Origin of the sequence: Methylocella tundrae, assembly GCF_038024855.1 — a bacterium.
GTDB classification, from domain to species: domain Bacteria; phylum Pseudomonadota; class Alphaproteobacteria; order Rhizobiales; family Beijerinckiaceae; genus Methylocapsa; species Methylocapsa tundrae.
The window spans coordinates 1819365-1846213 of record NZ_CP139089.1 but is presented as its reverse complement, the minus strand read 5'-3'; the positions used below and the strand labels follow the sequence as shown (position 1 = coordinate 1846213).

General features: G+C 60.4%; 23 protein-coding genes and 1 tRNA gene. 15 read left to right on the top strand and 9 right to left on the bottom strand.

Translation table 11 applies throughout. The features are described from left to right. The first annotated feature begins 21 nt into the window (after positions 1–21). The gene (locus tag SIN04_RS10925; protein WP_341264438.1) at positions 22–2028 is read left to right on the top strand and encodes a M23 family metallopeptidase; all 2007 of its coding nucleotides are present in this window, start codon (positions 22–24) and stop codon (positions 2026–2028) included. A gap of 200 nt (positions 2029–2228) precedes the next feature. Here the strand turns inward: SIN04_RS10925 and SIN04_RS10920 are convergent, their stop codons facing one another. The 3 genes from SIN04_RS10920 to SIN04_RS10910 form a co-directional block, all read right to left on the bottom strand. Next, on the bottom strand, positions 2229–2960 hold the full coding sequence (locus tag SIN04_RS10920; RefSeq protein ID WP_341264437.1) for a DUF6134 family protein: 732 nt from the start codon (positions 2958–2960) through the stop codon (positions 2229–2231). A 169-nt stretch (positions 2961–3129) separates the two neighbouring features. Next, positions 3130–4026, bottom strand: a complete 897-nt coding sequence (gluQRS, locus tag SIN04_RS10915; RefSeq protein ID WP_134489091.1) for a tRNA glutamyl-Q(34) synthetase GluQRS — start codon at positions 4024–4026, stop codon at positions 3130–3132. Positions 4027–4579: 553 nt separating this feature from the next. Next, positions 4580–6679: a PHA/PHB synthase family protein gene (locus SIN04_RS10910; protein WP_423136010.1), complete on the bottom strand. Its 2100-nt coding sequence runs from the start codon at positions 6677–6679 to the stop codon at positions 4580–4582. A gap of 427 nt (positions 6680–7106) precedes the next feature. On the opposite strand from SIN04_RS10910, the gene SIN04_RS10905 reads away from it, so the two are divergent. The 3 genes from SIN04_RS10905 (at position 7107) to SIN04_RS10895 (ending at position 8755) form a co-directional block, all read left to right on the top strand. Further along, a complete protein-coding gene (locus tag SIN04_RS10905) occupies positions 7107–7538 on the top strand; it encodes a hypothetical protein (RefSeq protein ID WP_134489087.1) in 432 nt (143 codons plus the stop codon). Between the two features lie 177 nt (positions 7539–7715). Next, entirely contained in the window at positions 7716–8189 is a 474-nt protein-coding gene (locus SIN04_RS10900; RefSeq protein WP_134489085.1) for a DUF1348 family protein, read from the top strand. A 5-nt stretch (positions 8190–8194) separates the two neighbouring features. Then, the gene (locus SIN04_RS10895) at positions 8195–8755 is read left to right on the top strand and encodes a TetR/AcrR family transcriptional regulator (protein WP_134489083.1); all 561 of its coding nucleotides are present in this window, start codon (positions 8195–8197) and stop codon (positions 8753–8755) included. Positions 8756–8949: 194 nt separating this feature from the next. Here the strand turns inward: SIN04_RS10895 and bioD are convergent, their stop codons facing one another. After that, positions 8950–9624, bottom strand: a complete 675-nt coding sequence (bioD, locus tag SIN04_RS10890) for a dethiobiotin synthase (protein ID WP_134489081.1) — start codon at positions 9622–9624, stop codon at positions 8950–8952. Position 9625: 1 nt separating this feature from the next. Continuing rightward, entirely contained in the window at positions 9626–10774 is a 1149-nt protein-coding gene (gene bioF / locus SIN04_RS10885) for an 8-amino-7-oxononanoate synthase (RefSeq protein ID WP_134489079.1), read from the bottom strand. A gap of 161 nt (positions 10775–10935) precedes the next feature. On the opposite strand from bioF, the gene SIN04_RS10880 reads away from it, so the two are divergent. Further along, positions 10936–12150, top strand: coding sequence for an adenosylmethionine--8-amino-7-oxononanoate transaminase (locus tag SIN04_RS10880; protein ID WP_244605954.1), 1215 nt, complete (start codon positions 10936–10938; stop codon positions 12148–12150). 85 nt (positions 12151–12235) lie between these two features. Here the strand turns inward: SIN04_RS10880 and SIN04_RS10875 are convergent, their stop codons facing one another. Together SIN04_RS10875 and SIN04_RS10870 are read right to left on the bottom strand one after the other, a co-directional pair. Beyond that, complete coding sequence (locus SIN04_RS10875) at positions 12236–12469, bottom strand: hypothetical protein (RefSeq protein ID WP_134489074.1); 234 nt, start codon at positions 12467–12469, stop codon at positions 12236–12238. A 279-nt stretch (positions 12470–12748) separates the two neighbouring features. Next, positions 12749–12976: a hypothetical protein gene (locus tag SIN04_RS10870; protein ID WP_134489072.1), complete on the bottom strand. Its 228-nt coding sequence runs from the start codon at positions 12974–12976 to the stop codon at positions 12749–12751. Between the two features lie 425 nt (positions 12977–13401). Between SIN04_RS10870 and parC the strand changes: the two genes are divergently transcribed. After that, positions 13402–15654: a DNA topoisomerase IV subunit A gene (gene parC / locus SIN04_RS10865; RefSeq protein WP_134489070.1), complete on the top strand. Its 2253-nt coding sequence runs from the start codon at positions 13402–13404 to the stop codon at positions 15652–15654. A 6-nt stretch (positions 15655–15660) separates the two neighbouring features. Here the strand turns inward: parC and SIN04_RS10860 are convergent, their stop codons facing one another. Together SIN04_RS10860 and SIN04_RS10855 are read right to left on the bottom strand one after the other, a co-directional pair. After that, a complete protein-coding gene (locus SIN04_RS10860; RefSeq protein ID WP_134489068.1) occupies positions 15661–16395 on the bottom strand; it encodes an arginyltransferase in 735 nt (244 codons plus the stop codon). Positions 16396–16480: 85 nt separating this feature from the next. Further along, positions 16481–16954, bottom strand: coding sequence for an RDD family protein (locus SIN04_RS10855; RefSeq protein ID WP_134489066.1), 474 nt, complete (start codon positions 16952–16954; stop codon positions 16481–16483). A 348-nt stretch (positions 16955–17302) separates the two neighbouring features. On the opposite strand from SIN04_RS10855, the gene SIN04_RS10850 reads away from it, so the two are divergent. The 9 genes from SIN04_RS10850 (at position 17303) to ldtR (ending at position 26235) form a co-directional block, all read left to right on the top strand. Further along, a complete protein-coding gene (locus SIN04_RS10850) occupies positions 17303–17971 on the top strand; it encodes a M15 family metallopeptidase (protein WP_134489064.1) in 669 nt (222 codons plus the stop codon). Beyond that, positions 17971–18390 carry a secondary thiamine-phosphate synthase enzyme YjbQ gene (locus SIN04_RS10845; RefSeq protein WP_134489062.1) on the top strand — a complete coding sequence of 140 codons (420 nt, stop codon included), beginning with the start codon at positions 17971–17973 and terminating at the stop codon, positions 18388–18390. The genes SIN04_RS10850 and SIN04_RS10845 overlap by 1 nt, the downstream gene beginning before the upstream one ends. 179 nt (positions 18391–18569) lie before the next feature. After that, positions 18570–19457, top strand: coding sequence for an outer membrane protein (locus SIN04_RS10840; RefSeq protein WP_341264435.1), 888 nt, complete (start codon positions 18570–18572; stop codon positions 19455–19457). Between the two features lie 81 nt (positions 19458–19538). Next, on the top strand, positions 19539–20285 hold the full coding sequence (locus tag SIN04_RS10835; RefSeq protein WP_134489058.1) for a competence/damage-inducible protein A: 747 nt from the start codon (positions 19539–19541) through the stop codon (positions 20283–20285). Between the two features lie 6 nt (positions 20286–20291). Continuing rightward, positions 20292–20801: a xanthine phosphoribosyltransferase gene (gene gpt / locus SIN04_RS10830; RefSeq protein ID WP_134489056.1), complete on the top strand. Its 510-nt coding sequence runs from the start codon at positions 20292–20294 to the stop codon at positions 20799–20801. Between the two features lie 64 nt (positions 20802–20865). Continuing rightward, positions 20866–20950: transfer RNA gene (locus SIN04_RS10825), tRNA-Leu, on the top strand. Positions 20951–21221: 271 nt separating this feature from the next. Further along, on the top strand, positions 21222–23984 hold the full coding sequence (locus SIN04_RS10820; protein WP_166795912.1) for a right-handed parallel beta-helix repeat-containing protein: 2763 nt from the start codon (positions 21222–21224) through the stop codon (positions 23982–23984). Positions 23985–24101: 117 nt separating this feature from the next. Then, the gene (locus tag SIN04_RS10815; protein ID WP_134489052.1) at positions 24102–24857 is read left to right on the top strand and encodes an acetoacetate decarboxylase; all 756 of its coding nucleotides are present in this window, start codon (positions 24102–24104) and stop codon (positions 24855–24857) included. Positions 24858–25722: 865 nt separating this feature from the next. Beyond that, positions 25723–26235: a transcriptional regulator LdtR gene (gene ldtR, locus SIN04_RS10810; RefSeq protein ID WP_134489050.1), complete on the top strand. Its 513-nt coding sequence runs from the start codon at positions 25723–25725 to the stop codon at positions 26233–26235. Positions 26236–26849: the final 614 nt, after the last annotated feature.

Below are 26849 nucleotides of genomic sequence, written 5' to 3'. Positions count from 1 at the left end.
GGCAAGGGTCAGAACATCACAATGACAATGGACGCGCCCTTGCGCAGCCACCCTTTTGTGCCGGGTCTGTGGTCGAACCGCTTGCATGGCGGCGTGGATCTCGGCCACGAGCCCGCGATTGAGGCAGATGGCGAGCGGCATTCGTCTTTCGATCGGCGTCGCATATCGCTGCGATGGTTTTCAGGCACGATTCTGGCCGGCGTCACCGGCGGCGCGCTGATCGGCGCGGCTATCTACGCCTCGCTCGGCAATCAATCCTATTTCGCCGAGCCGCCGTCGCTCGCGCCGCGCAAGGAAATCAACGTCGATTTCGGCGTCGACCAGCACAAGGCAGACCGTCTGGTCAAGTCGGTTGATATTGTCGCCGCAAAGCAGACTTTCCGCGCGCCGACGGCGATCAAGGTGGGCGACAAGGAGGTCATGAAGGTTCACACCTTCACGCGCGTCGAGACGACGCTGCTCCTGAACAGCGCTGGCTTCGCCGAGGATGTGCCGCCGTTCAACCCGCTCAAAATCCTGGCCGACGCCCGCAATCCGATCGACGTCGCGCCCGAGCCCGTTCAGGACGACGCCGAAGTGTCCTGGTCGACGCGCGATATCGCTGTCGAAGATCTCTCGCCCATCGGACTGAGCGAGGATGAGGTGCGGGCCCAGGTCGCCGAACACGTCAAGAATACGGCGGCGGCCGGATCGAGGCAGATTGCTTTGCCGCCGCAACTTCTGCTGATGCGCACGAGCCGCACCAATCTCCCCGGCATGCTCGCCTATGCCAATCCCGCGGATGAGATCAAGACGACGCCTTTTTCGGCCATCGAGGTGCGCATGGTTCCGGAAAATGTGACCAATGTCGGCCGCTCGCCGCAGACGCCGCAGGGCGCGCAGGCGGAGGAGCGCCTCGTCGTCGTCCGCCACGGCGAAACGCTGGAAGACGTTTTGCGTACGGCGGGGCTCGGCAAGGCGAGGATCGCGTCCGTGATGGCCGCCTTCAAGCTGAAGCCTGGCGAATTGGCCGCGCCGGAAGGGCGCCGCGTCAAGCTGCTCTTTGCGGATCTCGACGGCTCAGGGGAAGGTTTGACGCTTGCGCGTCTTTCCATCTACTCGGACGAGACATTGGAGAGCAGCGTCGCGATCGACGATCGCGGCGCCTATGTGCCTGTGATGGCGCCGGCCCATCCCGCCAAACGGCCGGCCGCCAACAGCGATGACGCCGACGATGAAGACGGCATGCGGCTTTACGATTCATTCTACGAGACGGCTTTGAAGCAGGAGATTCCGCGTCCGATCATCGATGATCTGGTGCGCATCTTCGCCAATGACGTCGATTTCCAGCGTCCTGTCAGCGGCGGCGATTCCTTCGAGGCTTTCTACGATGAGACCGACGAAAGCGAAGGTCACAACCTCCTCTACGCAACGATCACGGCGCGGGGTGAAACCTATCGATACTACCGCTTTCAGACGCCCGACGATAGCGTCGTCGACTTTTATGATCAGGACGGCCGTTCAACGCGCAAGTTTCTGGTGCGAACCCCGATCATCAACGCCAAATTCACGTCTGGATTCGGGTACCGCTTTCATCCGATCCTCGGCTATACGCGCCCGCACACCGGCGTCGATTGGGCGGCCCCGATCGGCACGCCGATCTTCGCCGCCGGCAATGGCGTGATCGTCAAGGCGGGGTGGGATTCCGGCTACGGCCGCCGCATCGAGATCGAGCATGCGAACGGCTATGAGACGACCTATAATCATATGTCGGGCTTCGCCCGAGGCGCCACGGAAGGCGCGAGAGTCCGCCAGGGCCAGGTGATCGGCTACCTTGGCCAGACCGGCCTCGCAACCGGGCCGCATCTTCATTACGAAGTTCTGGTCAACGGCCATTTCGTCGACCCGATGAAGGTCAAGCTATCGCGCACGCGCGAATTCGACGGCCGCATGCTGGCCGATTTCAGGCGTGAGCGTGACCGCATAGACGGTCTGGTCGCCGAAGCGCCCGCGGCCGAGCGCGTCGTCGCGGAGCAGCGCGCCAAATAAATTCAGGAATTCCTGGAGCCCGGGGGGGGGGAGATTGCCTGTTCGGGCTGATTACCTGCTGAGCGGTCGGATTGTGGCCTGAAGACGCCTTCCAGAATGCGACGACTGTCGCGCGCGCCTTCAGTTCTTTCATCGGCGTCTGGTTTGACGAACCGCCCCCGCTTCGCTTTATGAAGGTGATCGGGGCTCCGGCTCCAGCCTTATTTGGCGAGGTCTGAAACGATCAGCGAGTGGTCGGAGCCGAGCATTTTCATTCGGACCAGTTCGTCTCCCTCGAACCACAGATCGCGGTCAAAATCGCCCGGCGGCTTCGCCGAAAGCTGGTAGTGGTGGGTTTGATGCTTGACGCCCTGGATCGTCAGCGTCTCTTCGCCAAGATCCTTGACCTTGACCGAAAGGCGCTTTCCGTCCGCCGGATCGAACAGCTCCGTACGGGTGATGAGGTCCTTGCTCCAAAGGCTCGCCGGCGCAATCGATTTGGGCTCTTCGCTTTTCTTGCCATCCACGATGAGCGTGACCTTGTCAGGCGTCGCCGAGGGCGCGATCTCGACGACGTGCTTCGTGCCATTATCGTCGGTTTGCGATTTGAACGCCGCCAGCTGACCGTTTTTCCAGGTCTCGCTGCAGTTGTGCTGATAGCGGTACACCTCGACATACATCAGCTTGACGGAGATATCCGTCTTGTTTTTCACCGTTGTCGAGTCGGCTGTCCGGTCGATATCCACCACATTTGCGCCAATCTTGTCATCCTTTCGAATAATATCGAAAGTTTGATGCATCTTGGTCGGCGCCGGTGCGTGCGCGGCGGCGTGGGCGTCGGCGCGCGGAGCCGGAGCGTTTTCGCCATGCGCCGCAGGATCAGCGTGCGCGAGGATGATCGCGGAAGGGGCGGCTGCCGTCAGAAGAGCAAGCACAACGCCAAAAGTTCTCATATCATCACCCATATTTGCGTTTAGATTCCATCCTACGCAGCAAAAGCGACGGTTTTGGGTCAATTCGGCCCCGCGCTTTCTTTATTTTGCCTTAAACAGAGGTATTCGTATCTTTTCGAGCGCGGTGTTCCCGGCGGGCGAGTCTTGCTTTATCTTGGCAGTTTGAGAGTCACGAGGCGGCGATCAGTTCCCCGCCAAGCAATTTGCGTGCGGCCTCTGGCGACAGCCCTTCCTGCCGTAGCGCGCGCAACGACTTCGCGCGCAACGACTTCGACAATTTGTGGCCCGAGGCGTCGCGAAGCAGCCTGTGATGGCGATAGCGCGGCTCCGGCAAATCGAGCAATGCCTGCAGCAAACGATGCAGATGCGTCGCCATGAAAAGATCCTCGCCGCGCACGACATCTGTGACGCCTTGCAGCGCGTCATCGACAACAACGGCGATGTGATAGCTGGTCTGGATGTCCTTGCGCGCCACAATAGCGTCGCCCCACAACGCGGGCTCGGCTATGATTTCGCGGCCTTCCGCGCTTGAGCCGAACACGGGACGTTCGCGCCAGCCGAGCTGAAAGCCAAGCGAAGCCATCGCCGCGTCCATGTCGATGCGCTCCGCCGCGGCGCGGCCGCCTGCGAGCCGGCGCGCGCGCTCCGCTGGCGGCAGATGCTTGCACGTTCCCGGATACAGCGGCGAGCCGTCCGGATCGCGCGGCGAATCGGGGCGTCCAGCGACCGTGGCCATGATGTCCCCGCGCGAACAGAAGCAGGGATAGACCAATCCGCGCGATCTCAGCCTATCAAGAGCGTTCGCATAATCGGAAAAATGCTCGGACTGGCGCCGCACAGGAAGCTCCCAGCTGAGCCCAAGCCATTCAAGATCCTCGTAGATCGCCTGCTCGAATTCGGGACGGCAGCGATCGATGTCGATATCCTCTATGCGAAGCAACATGCGGCCACCGCTTGCGCGCGCCATTTCGAAATTCAGCAGGGCGGAATAGGCGTGGCCAAGATGGAGGTAACCGTTCGACGAAGGCGCAAAACGGAGGGTCTGGTTGGAAAAGCTCCGCGTCATTCCTGGGCGCCTGGCATCAAATTAACGCCCGCGCTGCGTTCATTCGTCAGTTGTCGCGGCGTTTCGCGAAGGGCGCGAGGCGGCATTGTTTAAAAATCCATCATTGCAAATACCTTCATGTCGCGCCGCGGCGATCGCGGCGAAAAAAGATCCCATGTCTCAAAAGCTCGTGAAAGGCGCAAATCGCCTCCCATCATGATCTTGCAAAAAAAAGCGGCGGACGGCCGGATCGGGAACCAGAATGATTTCGCCTCTCAGCATAGTCGATGTGTGCGAACCGACCAAGCCTTGAAGCTTGCGCCCGAAACAAACAATGATTCGGATCAAAGTGTGCGTGAACGGAATGATAAAAGCATTTTATCATTTTAGGGAAATTAGAAAATGATTGAGCGCGATTGCTTTGACGCAGCGATGCGAATCCCGCTCGGTAGTCTTCGATTTCCGCGTCATCCGCTCTGCCGATGACCCTTGGGCAAATGGAAATCCGTTCCTCGCCAGTAAGTGGGAGGATGATGTCGCTGCAAAACCGGCTTCGGCTTTTCGGCGTCATGTTCTAGTAGCGGATTTTGACATATTCGCCGGGCGCATCGCAGAGGGCGGGCAGTTCGCCGCTTCCTGGAATTCGCGCCGGCGCACGCTCGGGCGATTGCCGGACGACCCATTCGAGCCAATCGGGCCACCAGCTGCCCGGATGTTCGGTCGCCTTTTCAAGCCATTCCTCGAAGGCGCCGGAGGGACGGTCTCCGATCCAGTATTGATACTTCGGTTTGGCGACCGAATTGATGACGCCGGCGATATGGCCGGAGCCCGCGAGGACATAGCGAACATCGCCGCCGACCATTTGCGCGCCGATGAACACGGACCGCGCCGGCGCGATGTGGTCCTCACGCGTTGCGAGATGATAGACAGGGATCGTGATCTTCTTGAGGTTCAGAGTCTTGCCGCCAAACGCGGCCTTGCCGCGCGCCAGCCTGTTTTCGAGATAGCAGTCGCGCAGATAGGTTATGTGATTGGCGGCGGTCATGCGCGTCGAATCGGAATTCCACGCGAGAAGATCGAACGCCAGTGGCGGCTTGCCCTTCATGTAATTGTTCACGACGAAGGACCAAATGAGATCCTCGGGCCGAAGCATGTTGAAGGACGTCGACATGGCCGAGGCTTCAAGATAGCCCGTCGCGGCCATCTTCTGTTCGAGGTCGCGCAGATGCTCCTCGTCGATGAAAATCTTGAGGTCGCCCGCCTGGCTGAAATCAGTCTGCGTCGTAAAGAAGGACGCGCTTTCGATCCTTTTGTCGCCGATCTCGGCCATATAGGCGAGCGTCATGGAAAGCAGAGTGCCGCCGATGCAATAGCCGATCGCCGTTACATTGGTTTCGCCGGTGGCCTTCTCGATGGCTTCGAGCGCGGCAAATATGCCTTCGCGCATATAGTCTTCAAATCCCTTGTCGCGATGGCGCGAATCGGGGTTGACCCAGGAGACCATGAAAACCGTGAGCCCCTGCGAGACCGCGTAGCGCACGAAGCTTTTGTCGGCCGTGAGGTCGAGAATGTAGAATTTGTTGATCCAGGGCGGCACGATGAGCAGCGGCCGCTTGTAGACGGTCTCGGTCGTCGGCGAATACTGGATCAGTTCGATGAGCTCGTTACGGAAGATGACCTTGCCCGGCGTCGTCGCGAGATTCTTGCCGACTTCGAATTTCGAGGCGTCGTAACGCGTGATCTTGAGGCGGCCTTTGCCCGCTTCGAGGTCCCTGGCCAGCATCGCAGCGCCGCGCACGAGATTTTCGCCGTTCGAAGCCCAGGTTTCCTTGAGAACCTCGGGATTGGTCGCGAAGAAATTTGAAGGCGCCAGGGCGCTCGAAATCTGCCGGAAGTAGAATTTCGCCTTGCCGCGGGTCTGCGGATCGAGATCGTCCGAGCGGTCGATGATCGCATTCGCCCAGTTGACGGCGATGGCGTGCGCCTGACGCAGGAAATCGAACACGAGGCTTTCGCGCCATTCCGGAGCGGTGAACCGCTTATCCGATGGATCGTAAGGCACGACGGGCGCTTCGGCTTCGCCCGAGAGCCGCCGCAACGTGTTCGACAACAGGGAGAGAAAACCGACGACGAGGGCGGACTGCGCTTCGACGGTCTTTTTCGGATCGCTGAGCCAATGTTCGGCGACCTTGCTGATCGAGCGGATCGCGTTCGACATTTCCGATGAGAGGTCGCTTTTGGTCTCACCCGGCTCCGGCGGTTTCAGGGACGCCGCCAGAGCCTTGCCGCCGTGTTCGAGAAGCCGCGCCATATTGTAGGCTATCTGCTCGAGATCCGGCTTTGGCGCGCCATCGGCGGCGCCCTCCATCGGAATACCCAGCTTCGCCAAACCTGGCGCGAGCGCTGCGAGCGCCGGAGGCATGAGGCCAGGAGGAATAACCGTGGCGGAAGCCACGCCAGGAGCAACTGGCGGTGAGGCGCTGGAAGCCGGAGACGCGGTGGGCGATGACGGCTTGCGACCGTTCGCGTCGGCGGCCGAACCATGCGCCTTTTCGGCTTGGCTCGCGCTCAGTTTTTTTTCCGCCGCAGCCTTTGCCCTTTTTTTCCGTCCCGCGGCTTTCGTCTTGCCTGACTGTCCGCTTTCGACACCGCGCCGGGATCCGATAGAGCTCATGGCGTTCCCCTTTACCCTCTGCGGTTACACATTATCTTTTTCGGCGATGCGCATCGCCGCGCGACGCATGGCGTCTCTCTTAAAAGGCAGTGGCGTCGCCGGTCGCCGCCGCCTTCGGTCTTTCAAGCGGCGGGCGACTTTCTATATAAGCATTTGCTGAAGGCTTATTGAGGCGCTCGTCCGGCCGGTTGTCTGTCTGCGGCCCATCATAACGGTTTCCCGCCTCCAGAAAACCGTCTTTATGAGGATAAAGGGCGTTGAATCAATGCGCTACAGAGGCGTGCGCGGCTCTACGCCGTATGAATGCGAAAGTTTTGACGAGACCGTGTTGAGATTGCCGCGAATGCGCCAAGATGAGAATCACTGGATGGGATTAGAGCCTGCGCGGCTTCAGCCTGCAAGATCAAGCTCTATCCTTAGTGGGCTCATGACCCTTGTGATCTGCAGCGCCATGATTGCTCATCCGGCGCCAGCGTTTGCGCAAAGCTCTACCCCGGCCGCCGGTGCGCCGGTCCAGCCCGCCGCCACGCCGGCCCAGAAAACGCGGATAAAGACGAAGAATCCAACCGGCTCCCCGCTCGACACGCTGATGAAAACCCGGCTTTGGGCCGACGTGCCGGAAGCGAAGGATTTTGTGCGTCAATCGCGCCCGCCCCAGGACACGCTCGATTATCGGCCGACCACAGGGACCGATCCAGAGCGGCCAAAGCCACGCACCAAAGCTGAACTCGACGCGCTGCAGAGCGAACTTGAAAGCGCGTTGGTCCACAACGGCGCTCGCGGCGGTCAGCCAAAGGCCGCCAGGACGCCGGCGGCCTCGAATCCAAAGCAGGGCGCCAGGAAAACGCCGGCAAATTGAGCGGCGCGTCATGATGAGCGCCGCCGGAGCATCCTGAAACCATTCTCCATGGCCGGGAATCCCCAGCTCTTCATAAGGGCCCTTCTTACGCGCTATTGACGTCGCCGTCCCGGAAGTGTACCAAATAGTAAAGTATGTACCGAATAGTACATAAGCTGGTCTGTCCGGAGCTGAAAAATGTCGAATGAACAACGCCCCCCGCTTCCGCCCTTCAGTCACGAAACCGCCGCCCAGAAGGTGCGTCTTGCCGAGAACGCCTGGAACAGCCGCGACCCTGCCCGGGTCTCGCTCGGCTACAGCGTCGACAGCGCCTGGCGCAATCGCGCGGAATTCGTCAACGGCCGCGAGGCGATCGTCGCGTTTTTGTCGCGCAAATGGGCGCGCGAGCTTGACTACCGGCTGATCAAGGAACTTTGGGCCTTTACGGGAAATCGCATCGCCGTCAGATTCGCTTATGAATTCCGCGACGATTCGCGCAATTGGTATCGCGCCTATGGCAATGAAAACTGGGAATTTGGCGAGGATGGGCTGATGGAGCGCCGGTTCGCCTGCATCAATGATCTGCCGATCAGGGAATCGGAGCGCCAATTTTTCTGGCCTCAGGGCGATCGTCCCGCCGATCATCCAGGATTGTCGGATCTCGGGCTTTAAGAACAATGGCGAGGCTTATTGCGGAGCGTTCGGATATCGTGCCCAAGCTAGCCGAGATTTTTCGTGAAAACGGCTTCGAGGGCGCGAGCCTCGCGCTGATCGGTCAAAAGACGGGCCTTGGCAAAGGCAGTCTCTATCACTTTTTTCCTGGCGGGAAAGAGGAGATGGCCGCCGCCGTTTTGGCTGACATCGACGACTGGTTCGAGAGCAATGTCTATCGGCCCTTGCGCGAGGCCGATGACGCTGGCCTCGCCATCAGCGGCATGTGCCGCTCCGTCGTCGATTATTTCCGCTCCGGCCGCAGAATATGCCTCGTTGGCGCATTCGCGCTCGACAATGTGCGCGACCGCTTCGCCGCCAGGATCCGCGCTTATTTCGCGGCCTGGACCGAAGCGCTCGCCGGCGCCCTCGAGCGGGCCGGAAGCGATTCGACGAAAGCGCAGCAACGGGCGGAAGAAGCCGTCGCCGATATCCAGGGCGCGCTTGTGCTTTCGCGCGCGCTCAACGACACGGCTGTGTTCGAGCGGGGAATGGCCCGCATCGAGGAGCGGCTTCTGGCGGCTTAGAGCATGATGCCGAAAAGTTGCAGACTTTTCGGGCCCACATCATGCGGTAAAACAAAGGCTTAAAGAATGCGATTCCGCTTGAACGCATTCCGCTCTAGCCGGCCGGCGGCCCGCCGGGAGGAAGTTGAACGGTTCGCCCTTGAGGGCGTCGCTCGGGCCGCCCGCAGCTGAGAGCTGAACTGGCTTATTGCTGATTAGATCAGGCTGGCGAGCCCGGCGAAAACCGCTTCGTTCGAGGCCGTCGACGCGTTGCGGACTAGAGCCAGCAAAGGCGCGCTGGTGAAATTCGCGAGGGTTGCAAGCGTCGCATCAAGGCCGACAGAAGAGTCTGGCGTTTCGCTGATGACGACTGCCCGGACGGTCAGGCGGTTCGCACGCAAGACATCGAGCGCTGTCAGGCTGTGGCTGATGGCGCCGAGATAGCTGCCCCCGACAAAAATCAGCGGCAGATTTAGCGCGCACATCAGATCGAGCTGTGTCTTGGCGGCGTTGAGCGGAACCATGACGCCGCCGATGCCTTCGATCAGCAAAACATCCGTCGTCCTGGCAAGAGCCTCATCGCAAAATGCCTTAACTTCGGCCATGTCGATGGCGCGGCCCTCCGCCGCCGCCGCCATGTCGGGCGACAGCGGGGCGCTGAAGCGCAACGGCGAGACCAGCGCCAGGTTCTCGCTCGATGCGGGGCGCCCCAGCGCTTCAAGAAGCACGGCTGGATCGCTGGTTGAGGGATCAGCCGGATTGAAGCCGCTGACGATCGGCTTCAAGACCTCGACATCGCGGCCTTGTTCCCTGAAGGCCCGCGTGAGGCCCGCGACGACGAAAGTCTTGCCGACATCGGTGCCGGACCCCGTGATGAAAAGAGCCGGCATGTCAGGACCTGATGATGGAGCGCACCGTTTGCGCCAGCCGCGCGATGTCTTCATCGCTATGCGCGGCGGAAAAGGCGAAGCGCAACCGCGCCGTGCCGGCTGGCACCGTCGGCGGCCTGATGGCGGTCACGAGAAATCCGGCCTCGGCCAATTGCCGCGAAGCCGCGAGCGCCGCCTCGGGGGCGCCGATGATCACCGGAACGATCGGGCTCTGCGCCTCCGGCAGGTTGAGCGTCTTTGCAAAGGCGCGCGCCTTGGCGAGCGGCTTCTCGACGAGCAGAGGCTCGTTTTCGATGATGTTCAGAGCGGCGATCGCAGCGGCCACGCTGGCGGGGGGCAGGCCTGTCGAATAGACGAGGGTTCTGGCGCGCGTCTTTATGAGATCGATCACCGGCTTTGAGGCGCAAAGATAGCCGCCATAGCCGCCGATTGCTTTTGACAGCGTGCCCATCTGCAACGGAACCGGCGGGGCGCCCGCCGCCGTGACCGATCCGCGCCCGCCGCCGATGACGCCGAGCCCATGCGCGTCATCGCTCATCAGCCAGACGTCATAGGCGGCGCAAAGCGCGGCGAGTTCGGCGAGCGGCGCGCGATCGCCGTCCATGGAGAACACGCCGTCGGTGAGGAGCAGGGCGCGGCGGAAGTCTGTGCGCTGGGCTGCGAGCAATTCTTCCGCCTGCGAAACGTCATTATGGCGGAAGATGATCGTTTTCGCCGGTGAGAGCTGCGTCCCGGCAAAGAGGCAGGCATGCGCCAATTCGTCGATCAGAATGAGATCCCCGGCGCCAGCGAGCGTCGGGACGATGCCCGCATTGGCGAGATAGCCGGAGCCGAAAACGCAGGCTGCTTCTGTCGTTTTCAGCCGGGCGAGCCGCGTCTCGAGTTCGCCGAGCAAGGGATGATTGCCGGTAACGAGGCGCGAGCCGCCGCTGCCCGCTCCATAGCGCGCGATCGCTGCAACCGCCGCGGCCTTGACGGCGGGATGATGAGAGAGATTGAGATAATCATTGCATGAGAAGGATAAAAGCCGCCGCCCCTCCCGAAAAACCCAGGGCGCCTCCTCGCGCGCGCTCTCGACAAGCGTGCGGCGCAGATGCTGGGCGTCGAGTTCGGCGAGTTTTGCTGAGGCGAAGTCGTCTAGCGAGTTCATTTTCGGGTTCGGCCTGCGTTGACGCAGCGGATCGGGAGGGCTAGGCGAGGTTTTGCGCAAAAACATCGCGCGAGGCAAATCCAGGAGACGAATCAGTGAGCGCCGGACCGCCGGATTGGTTGACAGAAGGCCTGCCGCATATCTGGCTGCCCTATACGCAGATGCTGACCTCGCCGCCGCCCTTGCCGGTGGTCGCCACGCAGGGCTCGCGGATAAAGCTGGCGGACGGGCGCGAACTCGTCGATGGCGTCGCCAGTTGGTGGACGGCGTGTCACGGCTATAACCATCCCCATATCGCCGGCGCCGTGACGCGGCAGCTCCGCGATATGCCCCACGTCATGTTCGGAGGTCTCGCCCACGAGCCGGCGCTGACTTTGGCGCGGCGGCTTGTCGAGCTCTTGCCGAAGCCTCTCGACCGGGTGTTCTTTTGCGACAGCGGCTCCGTCGCCGTCGAGGTCGCGATGAAGATGGCCGTGCAGTTCTGGCTCAATCAGGGCGCCGGCGGACGGACAAAATTTCTCTCTTTCAAAGGCGGCTATCACGGCGACACATTCGCGACCATGGCCGTGTGCGATCCCGAAGAGGGCATGCACAGCCTGTTTTCGAATGTTCTGACCAAACAGGTCATTGCTGACCTTCCCGTCGATGAGGCGAGCGAATGGACTTTCGACGCCGCGCTCGATGCGCACGCCGGCGCGCTCGCCGCGATCCTCGTCGAACCTCTGGCGCAAGGCGCAGGCGGCATGATTTTCCATGATCCGGCCGTTTTGCGTAAATTGCGCCGCGCCGCGGACCGGCATGGAATCCTTCTGATTTTCGACGAGGTCTTTACCGGCTTCGGCCGCACAGGAACAATGTTCGCCTGCGAGGCGGCGGGCGTCGTCCCCGACATCATCGCTTTGTCGAAGGCCTTGACCGGAGGGACCATGGGCCTTGCGGCCACGGTCGCGACCAGCACAGTGTTCGAGGCGTTCTCATCAACCGATCCAATGCGCGCGCTGATGCATGGGCCGACTTTCATGGCCAATCCGCTGGCTTGCGCCGCGGCCAATGCTTCGCTCGATCTTTTCGCGAGCGAGCCGCGGCTGAGGCAGGTCGCCGCAATCGCCGCCGCGCTCGCGCGCGATCTTGAACCGTGCCGGGACTTTGCGGGAGTGCGCGATGTGCGCGTTCAGGGCGCGATCGGCGTCGTCGAACTTGATCAGATCAACGACATGAATGAGTTGAAGCGCCGTTTCGTCGAATCCGGCGTCTGGGTGCGCCCGTTTCGAAATATCGTTTATCTGACGCCGGCCTTTACCATAGCGGAAGCTGAGCTCAAGAGACTGACCGATGCTGTCGTCGCGGTGCTCGGCGCCTGGTCCAAGGGATGGTGAGGAAGGGTTTTTGCCGAGCAGTCGCCGGTTTTCGTAAAGGACGTGGAATCAGAAAATCCTGGGGAAGCTGCTGGCTTCCCCTCGACTAGTGAGCCGCCGCCTTTTCCTTGTCCTTGGGGTCTTTCGTGCAAACGATGTGCGTTTCCGTGCGCGTCACGCCGTAGCCTTCGTCCAACGCGACATTTTCAGAAACGCAGCCTTCGTCCAGCGCCGTTTGCGCTTTCGTTTCGGCGACCGACGCGTCCTGGGTTCCCATATAGGCTGCAAAAATCACGGCCAAACTGAAGACAAAGCCAAGGATCGAACCCAGTCTGGTCATGTCGCATCCGATGTGAAGCCGCCTCGACATAGACAACAGCTGAGCCGTTGGAACCGTTCCGCTTACGGAGCAGCATTTGTCGACGAGCGGGCGATGAGCCCGCAACTTCCTAGACGAGCGCTATCCTTGAAACTAGTGCATGAGCGCAACACCGCCGCGTTTCCGCCCGAACATGCACAGGCTCAAAGAAGGAACCGGCCGGGACCATCGGGAAAAATCTGCCGCTCTCGGGGCCGCGCCCGCGCGACGACCGAACATTTCCGCAGCCCGGCCCGACGCCTAAAAGGAAACCGTCACCTGATTCTGCGCCGACCGATTCGCGAGCGTCAGCGCGATGTCGGCGCAGGCTTTCGTTCTCTGTAGAACAAAAAGCGACTCGAATTCTTCAAGAGCGAGAAGTTCGAAATGCTCGTGCGATCCGCATGGAATGCGCCCCGTGTAGGCCAGATCCTGCAAGGCGCGCAGTCTCGAAAATAACTCAAGTCGAAACTCATTATCCAGAAGCATCCCTTCGCCTCCCAAATGGATATTTGACTTATCAATTCATGCCAATTTCAATCGTCGTTAAATTGTCGCCAGCAAGCCTGGCGGCCGCCGTTTCCACGCTGACGCTCGCAATCAATTATCCACAGATTGTTGCCGACGAATAGCGTGTGTCAATTGCGTAAATTACACATTCTACAGATTCCATGGAGCTTCGCAAACACACAATGTAAATTGCGTTACTTTGCGGTGATCGCGCCACAATGAGAAGGCGGTTCGAGCTTCAGCGACTTCGGCCGCTCTTTTGCTCAGCTCTCGCTTGTTGACGAAACTGAACTGCTTGCATCGCGAAGATGGTTGAACGGGTGGCGAGCTTGACTGACGCCGCGCGGACTGCGAGAACAAAAACAGAACTTGCGCTGCTCGCCTGCCTCGGTTAGGGCTTGGCCATGGGAAAAGCCGTCTCTCCACCGCCGCCGCCCGCATCGGGCGGTTTCGAGCCCGTCAACCTGCGAGATGCGCTGGAAGAGCGCTACCTCGCCTATGCGCTTTCGACCATCATGGGCCGGGCGTTGCCGGACGCGCGCGATGGCCTGAAGCCGGTGCATCGCCGCATTCTGTATGGCATGCAGATCCTGCGGCTCGATCCCGGGACGGCCTTCAAGAAATGCGCGAAAATCGTCGGCGACGTGATGGGCTCGTTCCATCCCCACGGCGATCAGGCGATCTATGACGCGCTGGTGAGGCTCGCGCAGGATTTTTCTTCGCGCTACCCGCTGGTCGACGGGCAAGGCAATTTCGGCAATATCGACGGCGACGGAGCCGCCGCCTATCGCTACACCGAAGCGCGCATGACGGATGTGGCGCGGTTGCTCCTCGAAGGCATCGAAGAGGACGCGGTCGATTTTCGCGAGAATTATTCAGGCGACCAGCAGGAGCCCGTCGTGCTTCCCGCGGCCCTACCCAATCTTCTCGCCAATGGCGCGCAGGGCATCGCCGTCGGAATGGCGACCTCGATCCCGCCGCATAACCTCGCCGAGCTTTGTGACGCTGCGCTTTATCTGATTTCGCATTCGGAGGCGACGACGGACCAGCTGCTGGCCTTCGCGCCGGGACCTGACTTCCCGACCGGCGGCGTTCTGGTCGAGTCAAAAGAATCGATTGCCGAAACCTACCGCACCGGGCGCGGCTCGCTGCGGCTGCGCGCGCGCTGGACGAAGGAAGAAAGCGCACGCGGCGCCTGGGTCATTGTCGTCACCGAAATCCCCTATATGGTGCAAAAGTCGCGGCTGATCGAAAAGATCGCCGAGCTTTTGAACGACAAGAAGCTGCCGCTCGTCGCCGACATCCGCGACGAATCGGCCGAAGATGTCCGCGTCGTCATCGAGCCGAAAAGCCGGACGGTCGACGCCGACATGCTGATGGAGCATTTGTTCAAGCTCACCGAGCTCGAAACGCGCTTCCCGATGAACATGAATGTGCTCGAGGGCGGCGTCGTGCCGCGCGTCGTCTCCTTCAAGGAGGCGTTGCAGCAATGGCTCGACCATCGCCGCGATGTGCTTTTGCGCCGTTCGCGGCATCGGCTCGCCGAAATTGTTCGCCGGCTCGAAGTCCTGGCCGGCATGCTGATCGTCTTCCTCAATCTCGATGCGGTGATCCGCATCATCCGGGAGGAGGATGAGCCAAAGCCGAGGCTGCAGGCCGCTTTCGGCCTCTCGGAGCCGCAGGTCAATTACGTTCTCGATACCCGCCTTCGCAGCCTGCGGCGCCTCGAGGAAATGCAGATCCAGCGCGAGCACGATGCACTCGTCGAGGAGCGCCGGGACATCGAGGCGCTGCTTGCCGATGAAGTCAAGCAATGGAAGACGATCACCGGCCAGATACGCGAGCTGAAGAAAAAATATGGCCCCGAGACCAAGCTCGGCCGGCGCCGCACGACGTTTGACGTTGCCCCGGATCTTGGCGACGTCGATTTTGCAAGCGCGATGGTCGAACGCGAGCCGGTCACGGTGGTCGTCTCGCAAAAGGGCTGGATTCGCGCTCTGAAAGGCCATGTCGCGGAGCTGAGCGGCCTGCAATTCAAGGGCGATGACGCCTTGAGCGTCTCCTTCTTCGCCGAAACCACCTCGAAAATTCTTGTACTCGCCAGCGACGGCAAGATCTTTACGCTCGACGCCGGGAAGCTGCCGGGCGGGCGCAGTCAGGGCGAACCGCTTCGCCTGATGGCCGACATCGGCGAGGGCGAGACGATCTGCGCCGTCTTCCCCTATGCGCCCGGCGTCAAAATGCTGGTCGCCTCCAGCGACGGACGCGGTTTTGTCACCTCGCAGGACGAGATGATCGGCGGCACGCGCAAAGGCAAGTCTTTGCTCAATGTCGACAAGCCAGCGGCTGCGAAAATCATCACGCCGGCTGACGGGGACCATTTGGCCGTGATCGGGGAAAACCGTAAGCTTCTGGTGTTTCCGCTGGATCAGGCGCCGGAAATGGCGCGCGGCAAAGGCGTGCGCCTGCAGAAATACCGGGACGGCGGCATCGCCGACGCCAAAGTGTTCCGCCTCGCCGATGGATTGACCTGGAAAGATTCGGCCGGACGCGTCTTTACGGTCTCCGCGGCTGAACTTGGCGAATGGATCGGCAGCCGCGCCGAGGCCGGACGCCTGCCGCCGCGCGGCTTCCCCAAGAACAACAGGTTTGGGTAAGGCAGCCTAACCCACCCTCTCCCAACCGTTCATGCCGAGCCGTTCCTGCGGCAGAAAACGCGCCTTATAGGCCATCTTCTGCGAGCCCTCGACCCAGTAGCCGAGATAGACATGCGGCAGGCCGAGGCGGCGCGCGCGCTCGATATGGTCGAGAATCATAAATGTCCCGAGCGAGCGGCGCGGCTGGTCCGGCGCATAAAAGGAATAGACCATCGACAGCCCGTCGGCGAGGAGGTCGGTGAGACATGCCGCCGTCAGTTGCGTCTCGCCCGGCGCATTGAGATCCGGCGCGCGATATTCGACAAGACGGCTTTCGACATGGCTGTCCTCGATCATCATCGAATAGTCGAGAACGGTCATATCCGCCATTCCGCCTTCGCCGTGCCGCGCGTCGAGATAGCGGCGAAACAGCGAATATTGCTCGGACGTCGGCTCCGTCCGTCCGACGAGGCCGGCGAGGTCGGCGTTCTGCTCCATCACGCGGCGAAAAGTGCGGGTGGGCCGGAAGTCATTGACCTTGACCCGGACGGAGACGCAGGCCCGGCACCGCTCGCAGGCGGGCCGATAAGCGATCGTCTGCGAACGACGAAAGCCGGAAAGCGTCAGCTGATCGTTTAAGCCCACCGCACGGCCGCCGATGAGATGGGTGAAGACCTTGCGTTCCTGCCGGTCCGGAAGATACGGGCACGGGGACGGCGCCGTCAGATAGAACTGTGGCGCGTCGCGCGGTTCTCGCGTCAAGGTGGTTGGTCCCTTTGATCCCGTTTTCATCTTTGTTCAATCAAGGCTAGCGCTTTCTTGTGTCGCCGCAACTTAAAAAACGCTTCTAAAAAGGACGGCGGGTAATGATCACTCCGGCAAGGATGTCATGCAAACACCTTTTTCCGTCCGTTACTAAGGCGACAAGAAAAATCGGCGGAAACATGGTGCTGAGATAGAAAAGCACCGCATGCGCCGCAGCGATCAAAAAAGGGACGCGCTGACCGTCGATCAGACGCAACTCAAGGTCCATGGCGCGCATGCCCGGGGTCGCCATCTGCGCACCGGACACGGTGAGGCCGTTGTAAAAAAACGCGACAAAGGGAAAGATCGGCGGCAGAATCAGGACCGTAAGACCGAGCGTCAGGAACGCCAGCGCAAACCAGATCGCGACGGAAAAGATCGAGACGAGAATAAAATCGAGAATGAAAGCCATGATGCGCCGGAACAACACGCCGGAGAAGGCCGCTGGCGGCAAATTGGCCGGAAGATACGCGGCCCCCGGCATCGTCCACCTGTCGAAACCGCGTAAATCGCTCATCCGTCGCATTCCTCTCTAGATTTCTGCATTGCCAAAACGGTTGCCGCTGCGGCGACGCCCGCCCGGCGAATGCGTCACGAAACTCTATTTGGCCTCGACAGGGGCATGCAACAAGATCCATCTGGAGAGCTCGCCATGGAGCCGCCTGATTTCTACGAATTATCAGCCGGACATGCTGACAAGCTTGCGCCAGGCCGCCGTCGAGCCGAAGACGAAGAACAAGCAGACCATCAAAGGCTTTTTTGAAGCTTTCGCCGGCCGACGCTTTTGCCAGATTGATCTCGCATTTTGCCCTTGGGCCGGGTGTGGAGGGGCGCCGTCGGAGCGCCGGCGGGACAGGGAGTAATGATGAGCGACACGAATGCGCCCGCTGTCACCCTTTTGACGCTTGGCTCCCGGTGCGGCGCCAAGGCTAAACCGGAAGGAGAGCCGCCGCCCGATTTCGTGCGGCTGGCTGACGTCGCGCCGCGCATCCGTCAGGATATGCGTTACGCTGGGCCTGAGAATTTCATGGGGCGTCCTGTTCCCGGCTATTGCGCGGCGCAATGCTGGCTGCGCCGCGAGGTCGCGGAAGCGCTGGCCGCCGTGCAGAAGGATGCCGAAAGGGCGGGGCGAAGCCTTGTCGTCTATGATTGTTACCGGCCGCAGCGGGCGACCGCGGCGTTCATCGCCTGGGCGGCCGACCCTTCCGATCAGACAATGAAGGCCGCCTATTACCCGCATCTCGACAAGGCGGCTCTGTTCGAGCTTGGTTATATCGCCAGGGCCTCCGCCCATTCGACCGGGATCGCCGTCGATCTCGCCCTCATCGGGATGGATTTCGGCACGCCGTTCGATCTCTTCGACGAAGCTTCGGGCACGCGCGATCCCGCGATCCCCGATGACGCGAAACAAAATCGCGCGGAGCTCGGCGCCTTGATGCAGAGACGCGGCTTCGTGAATTTTGAAAAAGAATGGTGGCATTTCACGCTCGAAGGACTGAGCGGCGTGGCCCCGCATGACTTCGAGGTGCGCTGATGCGGCAGGCTCTGCGCCAGCTGGAAATTCAAACCAGGGGCAAGGGCCTCACTGAAATAACGCGCGATGTCGCGGCCTTCGTCAGCGGGGAAGGGATCTCGACAGGGCTTTTGACCTTGTTCTGCCGGCACACCTCGGCGTCGCTTCTGATCCAGGAGAACGCGGACGCCGACGTTCAGAAGGATCTTGCCGCTTTCTTCGAGCGGATCGCGCCCGAGGATGCGGCGCTCTATGCGCACAATGCGGAGGGGCTCGACGACATGCCGGCTCATATTCGCGCCGCGCTGACGCAGGTTCAGCTCTCGATTCCGGTAGCTTCGGGCGCGATGACGCTGGGAGCCTGGCAGGGAATCTATATATTCGAACATCGGCGGGCGCCGCATCGGCGCGCGGTCATATTGCACCTTTTGGGTGAGTGAAGCTCTGCTCGGCAAGACAAACCATTTGCATCAAGAAATCTCAGTTGCCGCCAGCTGTTTCGTTGTGTTTTTGCCACTGCATGGAAGATAACATCGCAGCGGATCCAAGCTATTATTGATGAATAGCGTCAGTCGACGTAGATTTCCTTCATTCGCGATGCTCGATCTCGGGGGGGGTTATGATGTTACGCTACGTTATCTTGGCTTCGGCCGGCGCCATGGCCTTTACGGGAGCCGCCTTCGCCGCCGACCTGCCCATGCAAGCCCCGCCGCCGGCGGTGTCGCCGCCACCGGCCTGGACCGGCCTCTATATGGGTCTCAACGCCGGATATGAGTGGGCGGCCAACAAAAGCGTCAACACGACGGCGTCGCCGTATTTTGCGGCCCCCACCTGGTCCACCGAACTTGCTCTTTCAACGGGCCTCGCCAGCGGTTCTGCTCCTGTCAACTCCAGCGGTTTCATCGGCGGCTTCCAGGTCGGCTACAATTATCAGTTAGCGACGAGCTTTGTCGTCGGCCTCGAGGCGGATATTCAGGGCGTTACTGGAAGCAGCTCCACCGGCTCGTTCAGCGGTAGCGGCGTTCCTGCCGGCTTCCCGGACGAAACCATCGTGTCGACCGTGCAGTCGACCAACAAGCTTGATTACCTCGGCACTGTGCGCGCCCGCCTTGGCTACCTCGTGACGCCGACTCTGCTGATTTATGGAGATGGCGGACTAGCCTATGGCGAAGTCCAGACCGGAACCAACATCTTTCAGGCAAACCAGCCCTTTGATCCGGCATTTGGCTCTTTCGGAGTCCATACCAAAACGCAGGTCGGCTGGGCGGTCGGGGGCGGCCTGGAATGGATGTTCCTCCCCAACTGGAGCGTGAAGGCCGAATATCTCTATTATAATCTCGGCTCGGTCAGCAACGCTCTCTCCCCGCTGGCGTTTGCCCCAGGAGGCGATTTGCTCTATTCGAGCGGTCCGTTGTCCACGGCGCGCTTCAATGGCAATATCGTCCGCGCCGGCATAAATTATCACTTCAACTGGGGCGCTCCCGCGCCGATCGTCGCGAGGTACTGAATTTGCCATCGAGGCAGAGGCTTTCGAGCAGACCCGGTCCCGGCCCCATGGGCTGGCTGCGCCTGGCAGGCTGACCCGCACATGACCCAAAAAGCTTCGGTGACGGCCGCTGTTCTCGTCATCGGGGACGAGATCCTGTCGGGGCGCACGAAGGACGCAAACAGCGGCTATATCGCCGATTACCTCGCCAAGATCGGCATCGACCTGCGCGAGATCCGGGTCGTCGGCGATATCGCCGACGAGATCGTCGCGGCGCTCAACGCATTGCGCGCGCGCTATGACTATGTCTTTACGACCGGCGGCATCGGCCCGACGCATGACGACATCACGGCCGACGCCGTCGCCGCCGCGTTGGGCGTCGGCATCGGCGAAGATCCGCGCGCGATCAAGCTGCTGCTGGAACGGATAAAACCTGAAGCTCTCAACGAAGCGCGCCGGCGCATGGCGCGCATCCCGCACGGCGCCAGGTTGATCGAGAACGATATCTCGAAGGCGCCGGGCTTTTGGATCGGCAATGTCATCGTCATGGCGGGCGTTCCGGCGATCATGCAGTCGATGCTGGATCGCGTCGCGGAGAAACTCGTCACGGGCGCCAAAGTGGTGGCGAAAACGATCGAGGCGGGCGGTCTTCCGGAGGGAGCTTACGCGGCCGGATTGACTGATGTGGCAAAAGCAAATCCAGAGCTTTCGATCGGCTCTTATCCATCCTTCCAGGATGGCGCCTTCCGCAACGAGATCGTCGTGCGCGGCAAAGATATCGGGAAGGTCGCCGCCGCCGCCGCCGCCGTCGAAGCTCTGGTGGCGCGCCTCATGAACGAGCAGGTCTGAGTCTCGATGCCCGATTCGCCGCAGCCCAATACGCGCAAGGCCTTTCATGTGTCATGGGACCAGTTTCATCGCGATGCGCGCGCGCTTGCCTGGCGGCTCAGCGCCAGCGGCCCGTTCTACGGCATGGTGGCGGTGACGCGGGGCGGCCTGGTGCCGGCGGCGATCGTCGCCCGCGAACTGAACCTTCGCCTCATCGACACTTTCTGCGTGACGAGTTATGTGGACGAGAACGTTCGGGGCCAGGTCAAGGTGCTGAAAGGCGTCTCGCCGGACGTCGGCCGCGATGAGGGAAGCGGCGTTCTCGTGGTCGATGATCTTGCCGACACTGGAGCGACCGTCAAAATCGTCCGGGCGCTGCTGCCGAAAGCCCATATAGCGACGGTTTACGCAAAGCCGCTCGGCGGTCCGCTCGTTGACACTTATATCACGGAAGTCTCGCAGGACACCTGGATCTATTTTCCCTGGGATCTTGGCCTCAGCTTTCAGGCGCCGATTTCCGAGACCGGGCGGGTCTGAAGGCAAGATCCGATCTGGCGCCTTGTCTGCGCCTCCGGCAGCGCGTAAAGCGGTCGAGGCGAAGGCGGACGTGGCGAAATTGGTAGACGCAAGGGACTTAAAATCCCTCGACCTTGGTCATACGGGTTCGATTCCCGTCGTCCGCACCAGTCCGCGCCCGGCGAGCCATGTCGTCAGCAAAATCTCGTGAACGGGTCGGCGTTTTCCAGACCGTTTTTGCGCTTTTTCCAGGTGCTTTCGCCACGCCGCGCCATCGGCAAACCGCCGTGGGCGGGCCTTGCCTTTTAGGCCGCTTATCGATTTTACTGCACTGCAACCTTGGCCTGCGTCCCCGCCTGTTTACCTGGGGAGGCCCTCCGGCCGCGCTCAGGCCGCGCCTCATTTGGCGCAATATATGCGCGCGATGTTATGGAGTCGTCGATGATCAAGCACATCTTCTGGGGGCTTGCGATGCTCGCTCTCGCGCTGGCCCCGGGCGCCCGCGCCGCCGAGCCGCCTGTCTCCGCTGATGTGTTTGTTTCACCCGGGGGCGACGACGTCGCGGGCGAAGGTAGTTTCGACAAGCCCTATGCGACCGTCGATCGCGCGCGGGCGGCCCTCAGAACGAAACTGACGGGAGCGGGACAGAGCCGCGACTGGACGGTGCTGTTTCGCGGCGGGACTTATTTCCTGCCGGAGACGGTGACCTTCACGCCAGACGACGGCGCTGGCGCAGGTCACGTCGTCACCTACGCGGCCTATCCCGGCGAGACGGTCGTCTGGAGCGGAGGAACCGACATTACGGAGCTCTTGCATCCGGCCGATCTTCCGGCGCTCGGGCTTTCAAACGTCTGTCAGGCGGAGATCCCGGGGCCAAGGCCATTTACGCAAGTCAATGCGAATTACTACTTCGGAGAAATCTGGGTCAATGGCGTGCGTGCGTCCGAACCCATCCGGCCGCGCAGGGGCAGCGACTGGTTTCACATGCGCGAGGGCGGTTCGGCCGTTCCGACGACTCAGATCGCAACTTTTACGGAAGGTTCGAAAACGATCCGCTTGACGAGCGCTGCGGCGCTTCCCGGCGGCGTCGGCAGCGCCATAGCGTTCAACAAGGCCGGCTTTGGCTTCCGCGCAAACCGGTCCTACTGGATCTTGTCGATGTCGGACAATGATGTCGAACTCGGCGCTTCGCCCGGGGGAGCGGCGCTGCTGGCGCAGGCGAGCGGAGCGCTGCCCCTTCAGGACAACGTGCAAGCGGTCAATGCGGCAGACCGCGTGAGCACGGCCGTGAGACCGTCCCTGAACCGATTTGGCTTTAACGCCGGCGCCGATCCGGAGCTGTCAAGCTCATGGACCAACGTAACCGACATCAAGATCCAGATTCCGACCGGCGGCGCGAGCTCGGACATCATTCCGGTGCAGTCGATCGACGATAAGGGCCAGACCGTGACTCTAAACAGCCACGTCATGATCCCGGCCAAGCTCTACCCCGGGCATGCCTGGCGGCGGTGGAATCGCTTTGAAGACATTGGCCCCGGCGAGATGTATCTCAACAGACAGACTGGCGTCCTGACTTACGTTCCGCGCCCGGGCGAGACATGCTCCAACATCAAGGTCATCGCGCCGCGCCTTCTGCAATTGATGCTCATTTCGAACAGCCGTGCGGCGGGCGGACCGACGGGCGTTCCCGCCGGCAACATCGCGTTTTCCGGAATCACCTTTTCACATACCCAGTCAACGCTTTATTCCGGCGCATTCGACCTCGCCGGCAATACCGGCGGCATCATGGGCGTCGAGAGCAACCATGCCAATACGCTGAGTTCGGGGATCGTCACGGTCGGCGCTGAAAACGTCCTTTTCGATCATGACGCCTTCACGCATTTCGGCGAGAGCGGCATTCTGACGAGCTTCGGATCGAACCATGTGACAATCCGCAACAGTTCCTTTTCCGATCTCGGCGGCGCTCCGATCATCGCCGGCGGCTATATGGCGGACCGCGTCGCGAATTACAAATATTCTTCGAGAACTGCTTACACCGGCTTCAACTTTGACGGGCCGACAACGCCGGATTCGCCCTTCGACGCAAGCAATTGCTGTCTCAGCGTGATAAATAGCACAATGGACGACTTTGGCCTTCTGAGCACAGGGGTTGCGGGGATCGCCATCACGCATGCGCAATCGTTCACGATATCCCACAATACCATCCGCAACAGCCCGTCGTTCGGCATCGCCGTAGGCAGCGATTGGGACCATGCGCTGCCCGCCAACAGAAATAGTCTCTATAGCATCGGTAGCTTCGGGACGACGATCGCCTATAATGACATTTCCAACTGCGGCTATGAAAAGAACCCGGCAGGCGTTCCTGTGCCCGGCGGATCAATGGTCAATGATTTTGGCTGTCTTTATGTGCGTGGGCCCCAGGACGGAGACGGCGCGAAGCCACGCATGTCGATCATCGGCAACAACGTTCATGACGTCAGTTCGGGCGCGTGGCTGACGTTTGACGGGAAGACGCCAACTCGGCGCGCCCACGGCTTCGACGGAGTGCTCGACTATCACGACGGCAATGACGCCTCCGGTATCGATGAAAGCAACAATCTCTTCTATAATCTGAACAGCCTCGACCCGGTTCATCCAGGATATCCGAACAGGCTGATGCAACATACCGGCAACATGCGCGACGATTACTGGAATAATATATATTACGGCTTCGTCCCGGCCGGCTTCAAATATCCGAAAGATTTTGCCGCGCAGGCTTTTTATGGCGCCGGAGACCCAAATAGTCCGTGGGCGATACCTATCGAAGGGCCGCAACCGTTTTTGCGTTTCACCCGGAACATCATCGTTATTGATCAGCCCGGCGGCCCGGCGGCGCCTTTTCAGCACAACCTCGACGTGCGCAACCGAAATCAGTTCTATAAAAATGATTACAACATGTATTTCGAGCGCGGCAAAACGATCGTCGATTATGTAGATTACGGCGGCAAAATGTCGATTGACGAGTGGCGATCGCCTCCCTTTTCGCAAGACGTGCATTCGCTGTTTGACGTCGATCCGAATTTCAAGGATCCGGCGCACGGCGATTTCACATTTAAATCGACGGGAGAGGGCGCTCCGTGCGCTGGAACGGGGGGCGTCAGTCCCGCCTGCGGGTTTGCCGAACCGTTCATCCCATGGGACTATACGGCGGCGGGCGCGCACTAAGTCTTCAGCGCCCGCTGCGCGTTTCGACCATTGGACGCAAACGCTCCAATGCTCGATTGCCGCGTGGAACTGACAAAGAGAGACTTATATAACGCCGCTTCGAGAAAGAGCGACCCCATGAAACTTGCCGACGTTCGTCAAAAAGCTTTCGCGATGCCGTTGAACGACCCCGCCTATCCGCGCGGGCCGTATAAATTCTACAATCGCGAATTTATCGTCATCAGCTACCGGACCGATCCAGACGCGTTGCGTGAAGTTGTTCCCGAACCGCTCGAGGTCATTGGCGACACCGTCAATTATGAGTTCATTCGCATGCCGGATTCGACGGGTTTTGGCGATTATACCGAGACGGGGCAGGTCATCCCCGTGCGGTTCACCGGCGCGGACGGCGTGGTTCAGGAAGGCGGCTATGTCCACGCCATGTATCTCGACGATAATTCGCCGATCGCGGGCGGCCGCGAGATCTGGGGCTTCCCCAAGAAATTGGCGAGCCCCAAAATCTCTCATGAGAGCGAGACGCTGGTCGCTACCCTGCATTACGGATCGGTGCTCTGCGTTTCCGCCACCATGGGCTATAAGCATCGCGAGATCGACACGGCGCCGCTGTTGAAAAGCCTCGCCAAGCCGAATTTCATGATCAAGATCATTCCACATGTCGATTGCACGCCGCGCATCTGCGAGCTCGTGCGCTATTACTGTGAGGACGTCACGGTGAAAGGCGCCTGGTCTGGCCCCGCGGCCATAGAACTGTTTGAACATGCGATGTGCGATGTCGCGCGGCTGCCGGTGCGCGGCGTCGTTTCGGCGACGCACTTTGTTACCGATTTGACGCTCGGGCTTGGCGAAGTGGTCTATGATTATCTGAAGGTGTGATCCCACGCCCGCATCGGGAAGACGAAATCGGCGCTCGGGCGCTCCGTGGCCGCCGGTTTCGTTTAAGCGCATTGAAGGCGCTGACGCTTATGAGCGGACCCCGACCGATGTTGCGGGCGGCTGCCGCAGGCAAAGCGGCTGTTCAAATCCAAATCGTGCTTGCGCAATGTTTCGGAGAGCCCGCTGTGGCCCCTGGAGGGCCCCGGCTGTTGCGACGCGGCGGGCCGCGATCTGCGCCCGGTCTCCTTCGGAAGCGTCGTGACTGCTTTCGGAACCAGCCCGGCTCGACAGCATATGCGTCGATCACCTCGGGCGGCGTTCAAGCCGGCGACTTTGGTGAGCGAGAATCTTACGCCTGTGCGGCACAACAATGAGCATGCGCCAATTGCCGATGGCGAGCGCTTTTTCGTGGGGAACCGGCCGGTCAGGCATCGCGCGGGCGGGCGCGTTGAAATGATCAGCTCTGCGAAGGCTCCAGTTCCGCGCAAGGCGAAGCAGCGACAAGCTTAAAAAGGCTAAAGTTAATCGATTCTGTTCCTGTTGTTTTTCCTGTCGTTTTTCAGAGCTTGTTCAGATCTTGTTGCTAAATGTTGGGGTAGACTGTGTGGTTAATAATAATTATTTTGCTTAATATATTGTATATAAATCCGAATAAATAAATATTATGTATAATTAATAAAGCGACATCAGGGAGCGTTTAATTCCATTTGTAGGCATATTTTAAATAAAAGGCATTTTTCGGGATATTGTAAACTTCTGAGTTATTTTGTTATTTAAGCAGATCTTCACGGGTAAGGCGGTATACTTGGCGGCATGGTGCGCCGATCGCATCGGCGCTGCAGTAGCTTAGAGGCGAGGACATGTCATGGGTAATGCTCTAAAGAGCGAAGCGATGCAGACGCGCACCGAACAATCAGCGGAAGTTCGGCCGTTCTATCTCGAATCGCTGACGCTCGTCGAGCGCCTGCATCGGCGCCTTCTCGATGTGATCAAGGATGAATTCGACCGCCGCGGACGCAGCGATGTGAACTCGGTGCAAGCGCTTCTTTTGTACAATATCGGCGACAAGGAGCTGACGGCGGGTGAATTACGCACGCGTGGTTATTACCTCGGCTCGAACGTATCCTACAATGTCAAAAAGCTCGTCGAGACGGGCTACCTTCATCATGCCCGCTCACGCATCGACCGTCGCGCGGTGCGCATTAGCCTGACCGAGAAGGGCCGCGACGTTCATGACGTCGTCGGCGGACTTTACGATAAGCATGTCACCACGGTGGAGCAGATCGGCGGCATCAGCTCGGAGGAATTCAAACGCCTCAATCAATCGCTGGTGCGGCTCGAACGGTTCTGGACGGATCAGATCAGATACCGGCTTTAGAGCAGAATGCGTTTGAACGGAATCGTATTCCGGTCTTAAGCCTTTGTTATAACGCATGATGTGGGTCCAAAAAGTCTGCAGCTTTTCGGCATCATGATCGAGGATGATCGAGGGCAGTGGTGGAAATGCCTCTGCATCGCGGGGCAATGCGCCGGGCTCGCGGCGCTTCGGGCTTGCGCCGGACCGGCGCCGCCTCGCGGAGAGCGGCGCTTGCGCATCGGGCGAGCGCTTTGCGTCCGATTGCAGCAACGCTTCAGATTGGGGCAGGGCGGCGCGAAGAAATTCACCGTGCTCCGCACGCTCGCCGGCAAATCCCGGCAATTCCTTTTCCCTTTGTTCTTGCAACGCTTGCGGAAGCGTTCGGGCCCGGTCGTCCGGCGCGCGCGCAAGCTTGCCTCTGCCTTACAATTGCCGCCCTATTTGTGTCTTATTAACCATCGAGATGCTAAGGAAATGCATCAAATCCGAGAGGCGGACTTTCACGTCCCTTTGTTTTGCATCCGCCTCTGAAGCATGATGAGCAGCGTTTATTCAGCTTTGGCCGATCCTTTTCGGGAAAGGGCGGCGTTTCGGCTATGGCGCCATATTGCGGCGCTTCGCCACGGCGGCGGCGA

Coding starts and splice junctions, on each gene's coding strand:
- SIN04_RS10850 (WP_134489064.1), top strand. CDS start 17,303: ATGAGCGACACGAATGCGCCCGCTGTCACCCTTTTGACGCTTGGCTCC.
- gpt (WP_134489056.1), top strand. CDS start 20,292: ATGCCCGATTCGCCGCAGCCCAATACGCGCAAGGCCTTTCATGTGTCA.
- SIN04_RS10900 (WP_134489085.1), top strand. CDS start 7,716: ATGTCGAATGAACAACGCCCCCCGCTTCCGCCCTTCAGTCACGAAACC.
- SIN04_RS10905 (WP_134489087.1), top strand. CDS start 7,107: ATGACCCTTGTGATCTGCAGCGCCATGATTGCTCATCCGGCGCCAGCG.
- bioD (WP_134489081.1), bottom strand. CDS start 9,624: ATGCCGGCTCTTTTCATCACGGGGTCCGGCACCGATGTCGGCAAGACT.
- SIN04_RS10880 (WP_244605954.1), top strand. CDS start 10,936: ATGCTGACCTCGCCGCCGCCCTTGCCGGTGGTCGCCACGCAGGGCTCG.
- SIN04_RS10870 (WP_134489072.1), bottom strand. CDS start 12,976: ATGCTTCTGGATAATGAGTTTCGACTTGAGTTATTTTCGAGACTGCGC.
- SIN04_RS10910 (WP_423136010.1), bottom strand. CDS start 6,679: ATGAGCTCTATCGGATCCCGGCGCGGTGTCGAAAGCGGACAGTCAGGC.
- gluQRS (WP_134489091.1), bottom strand. CDS start 4,026: ATGACGCGGAGCTTTTCCAACCAGACCCTCCGTTTTGCGCCTTCGTCG.
- SIN04_RS10895 (WP_134489083.1), top strand. CDS start 8,195: ATGGCGAGGCTTATTGCGGAGCGTTCGGATATCGTGCCCAAGCTAGCC.
- SIN04_RS10925 (WP_341264438.1), top strand. CDS start 22: ATGACAATGGACGCGCCCTTGCGCAGCCACCCTTTTGTGCCGGGTCTG.
- SIN04_RS10840 (WP_341264435.1), top strand. CDS start 18,570: ATGATGTTACGCTACGTTATCTTGGCTTCGGCCGGCGCCATGGCCTTT.
- SIN04_RS10820 (WP_166795912.1), top strand. CDS start 21,222: ATGATCAAGCACATCTTCTGGGGGCTTGCGATGCTCGCTCTCGCGCTG.
- bioF (WP_134489079.1), bottom strand. CDS start 10,774: ATGAACTCGCTAGACGACTTCGCCTCAGCAAAACTCGCCGAACTCGAC.
- SIN04_RS10875 (WP_134489074.1), bottom strand. CDS start 12,469: ATGACCAGACTGGGTTCGATCCTTGGCTTTGTCTTCAGTTTGGCCGTG.
- parC (WP_134489070.1), top strand. CDS start 13,402: ATGGGAAAAGCCGTCTCTCCACCGCCGCCGCCCGCATCGGGCGGTTTC.
- SIN04_RS10845 (WP_134489062.1), top strand. CDS start 17,971: ATGCGGCAGGCTCTGCGCCAGCTGGAAATTCAAACCAGGGGCAAGGGC.
- SIN04_RS10835 (WP_134489058.1), top strand. CDS start 19,539: ATGACCCAAAAAGCTTCGGTGACGGCCGCTGTTCTCGTCATCGGGGAC.
- SIN04_RS10920 (WP_341264437.1), bottom strand. CDS start 2,960: ATGAGAACTTTTGGCGTTGTGCTTGCTCTTCTGACGGCAGCCGCCCCT.
- SIN04_RS10815 (WP_134489052.1), top strand. CDS start 24,102: ATGAAACTTGCCGACGTTCGTCAAAAAGCTTTCGCGATGCCGTTGAAC.
- ldtR (WP_134489050.1), top strand. CDS start 25,723: ATGGGTAATGCTCTAAAGAGCGAAGCGATGCAGACGCGCACCGAACAA.
- SIN04_RS10855 (WP_134489066.1), bottom strand. CDS start 16,954: ATGAGCGATTTACGCGGTTTCGACAGGTGGACGATGCCGGGGGCCGCG.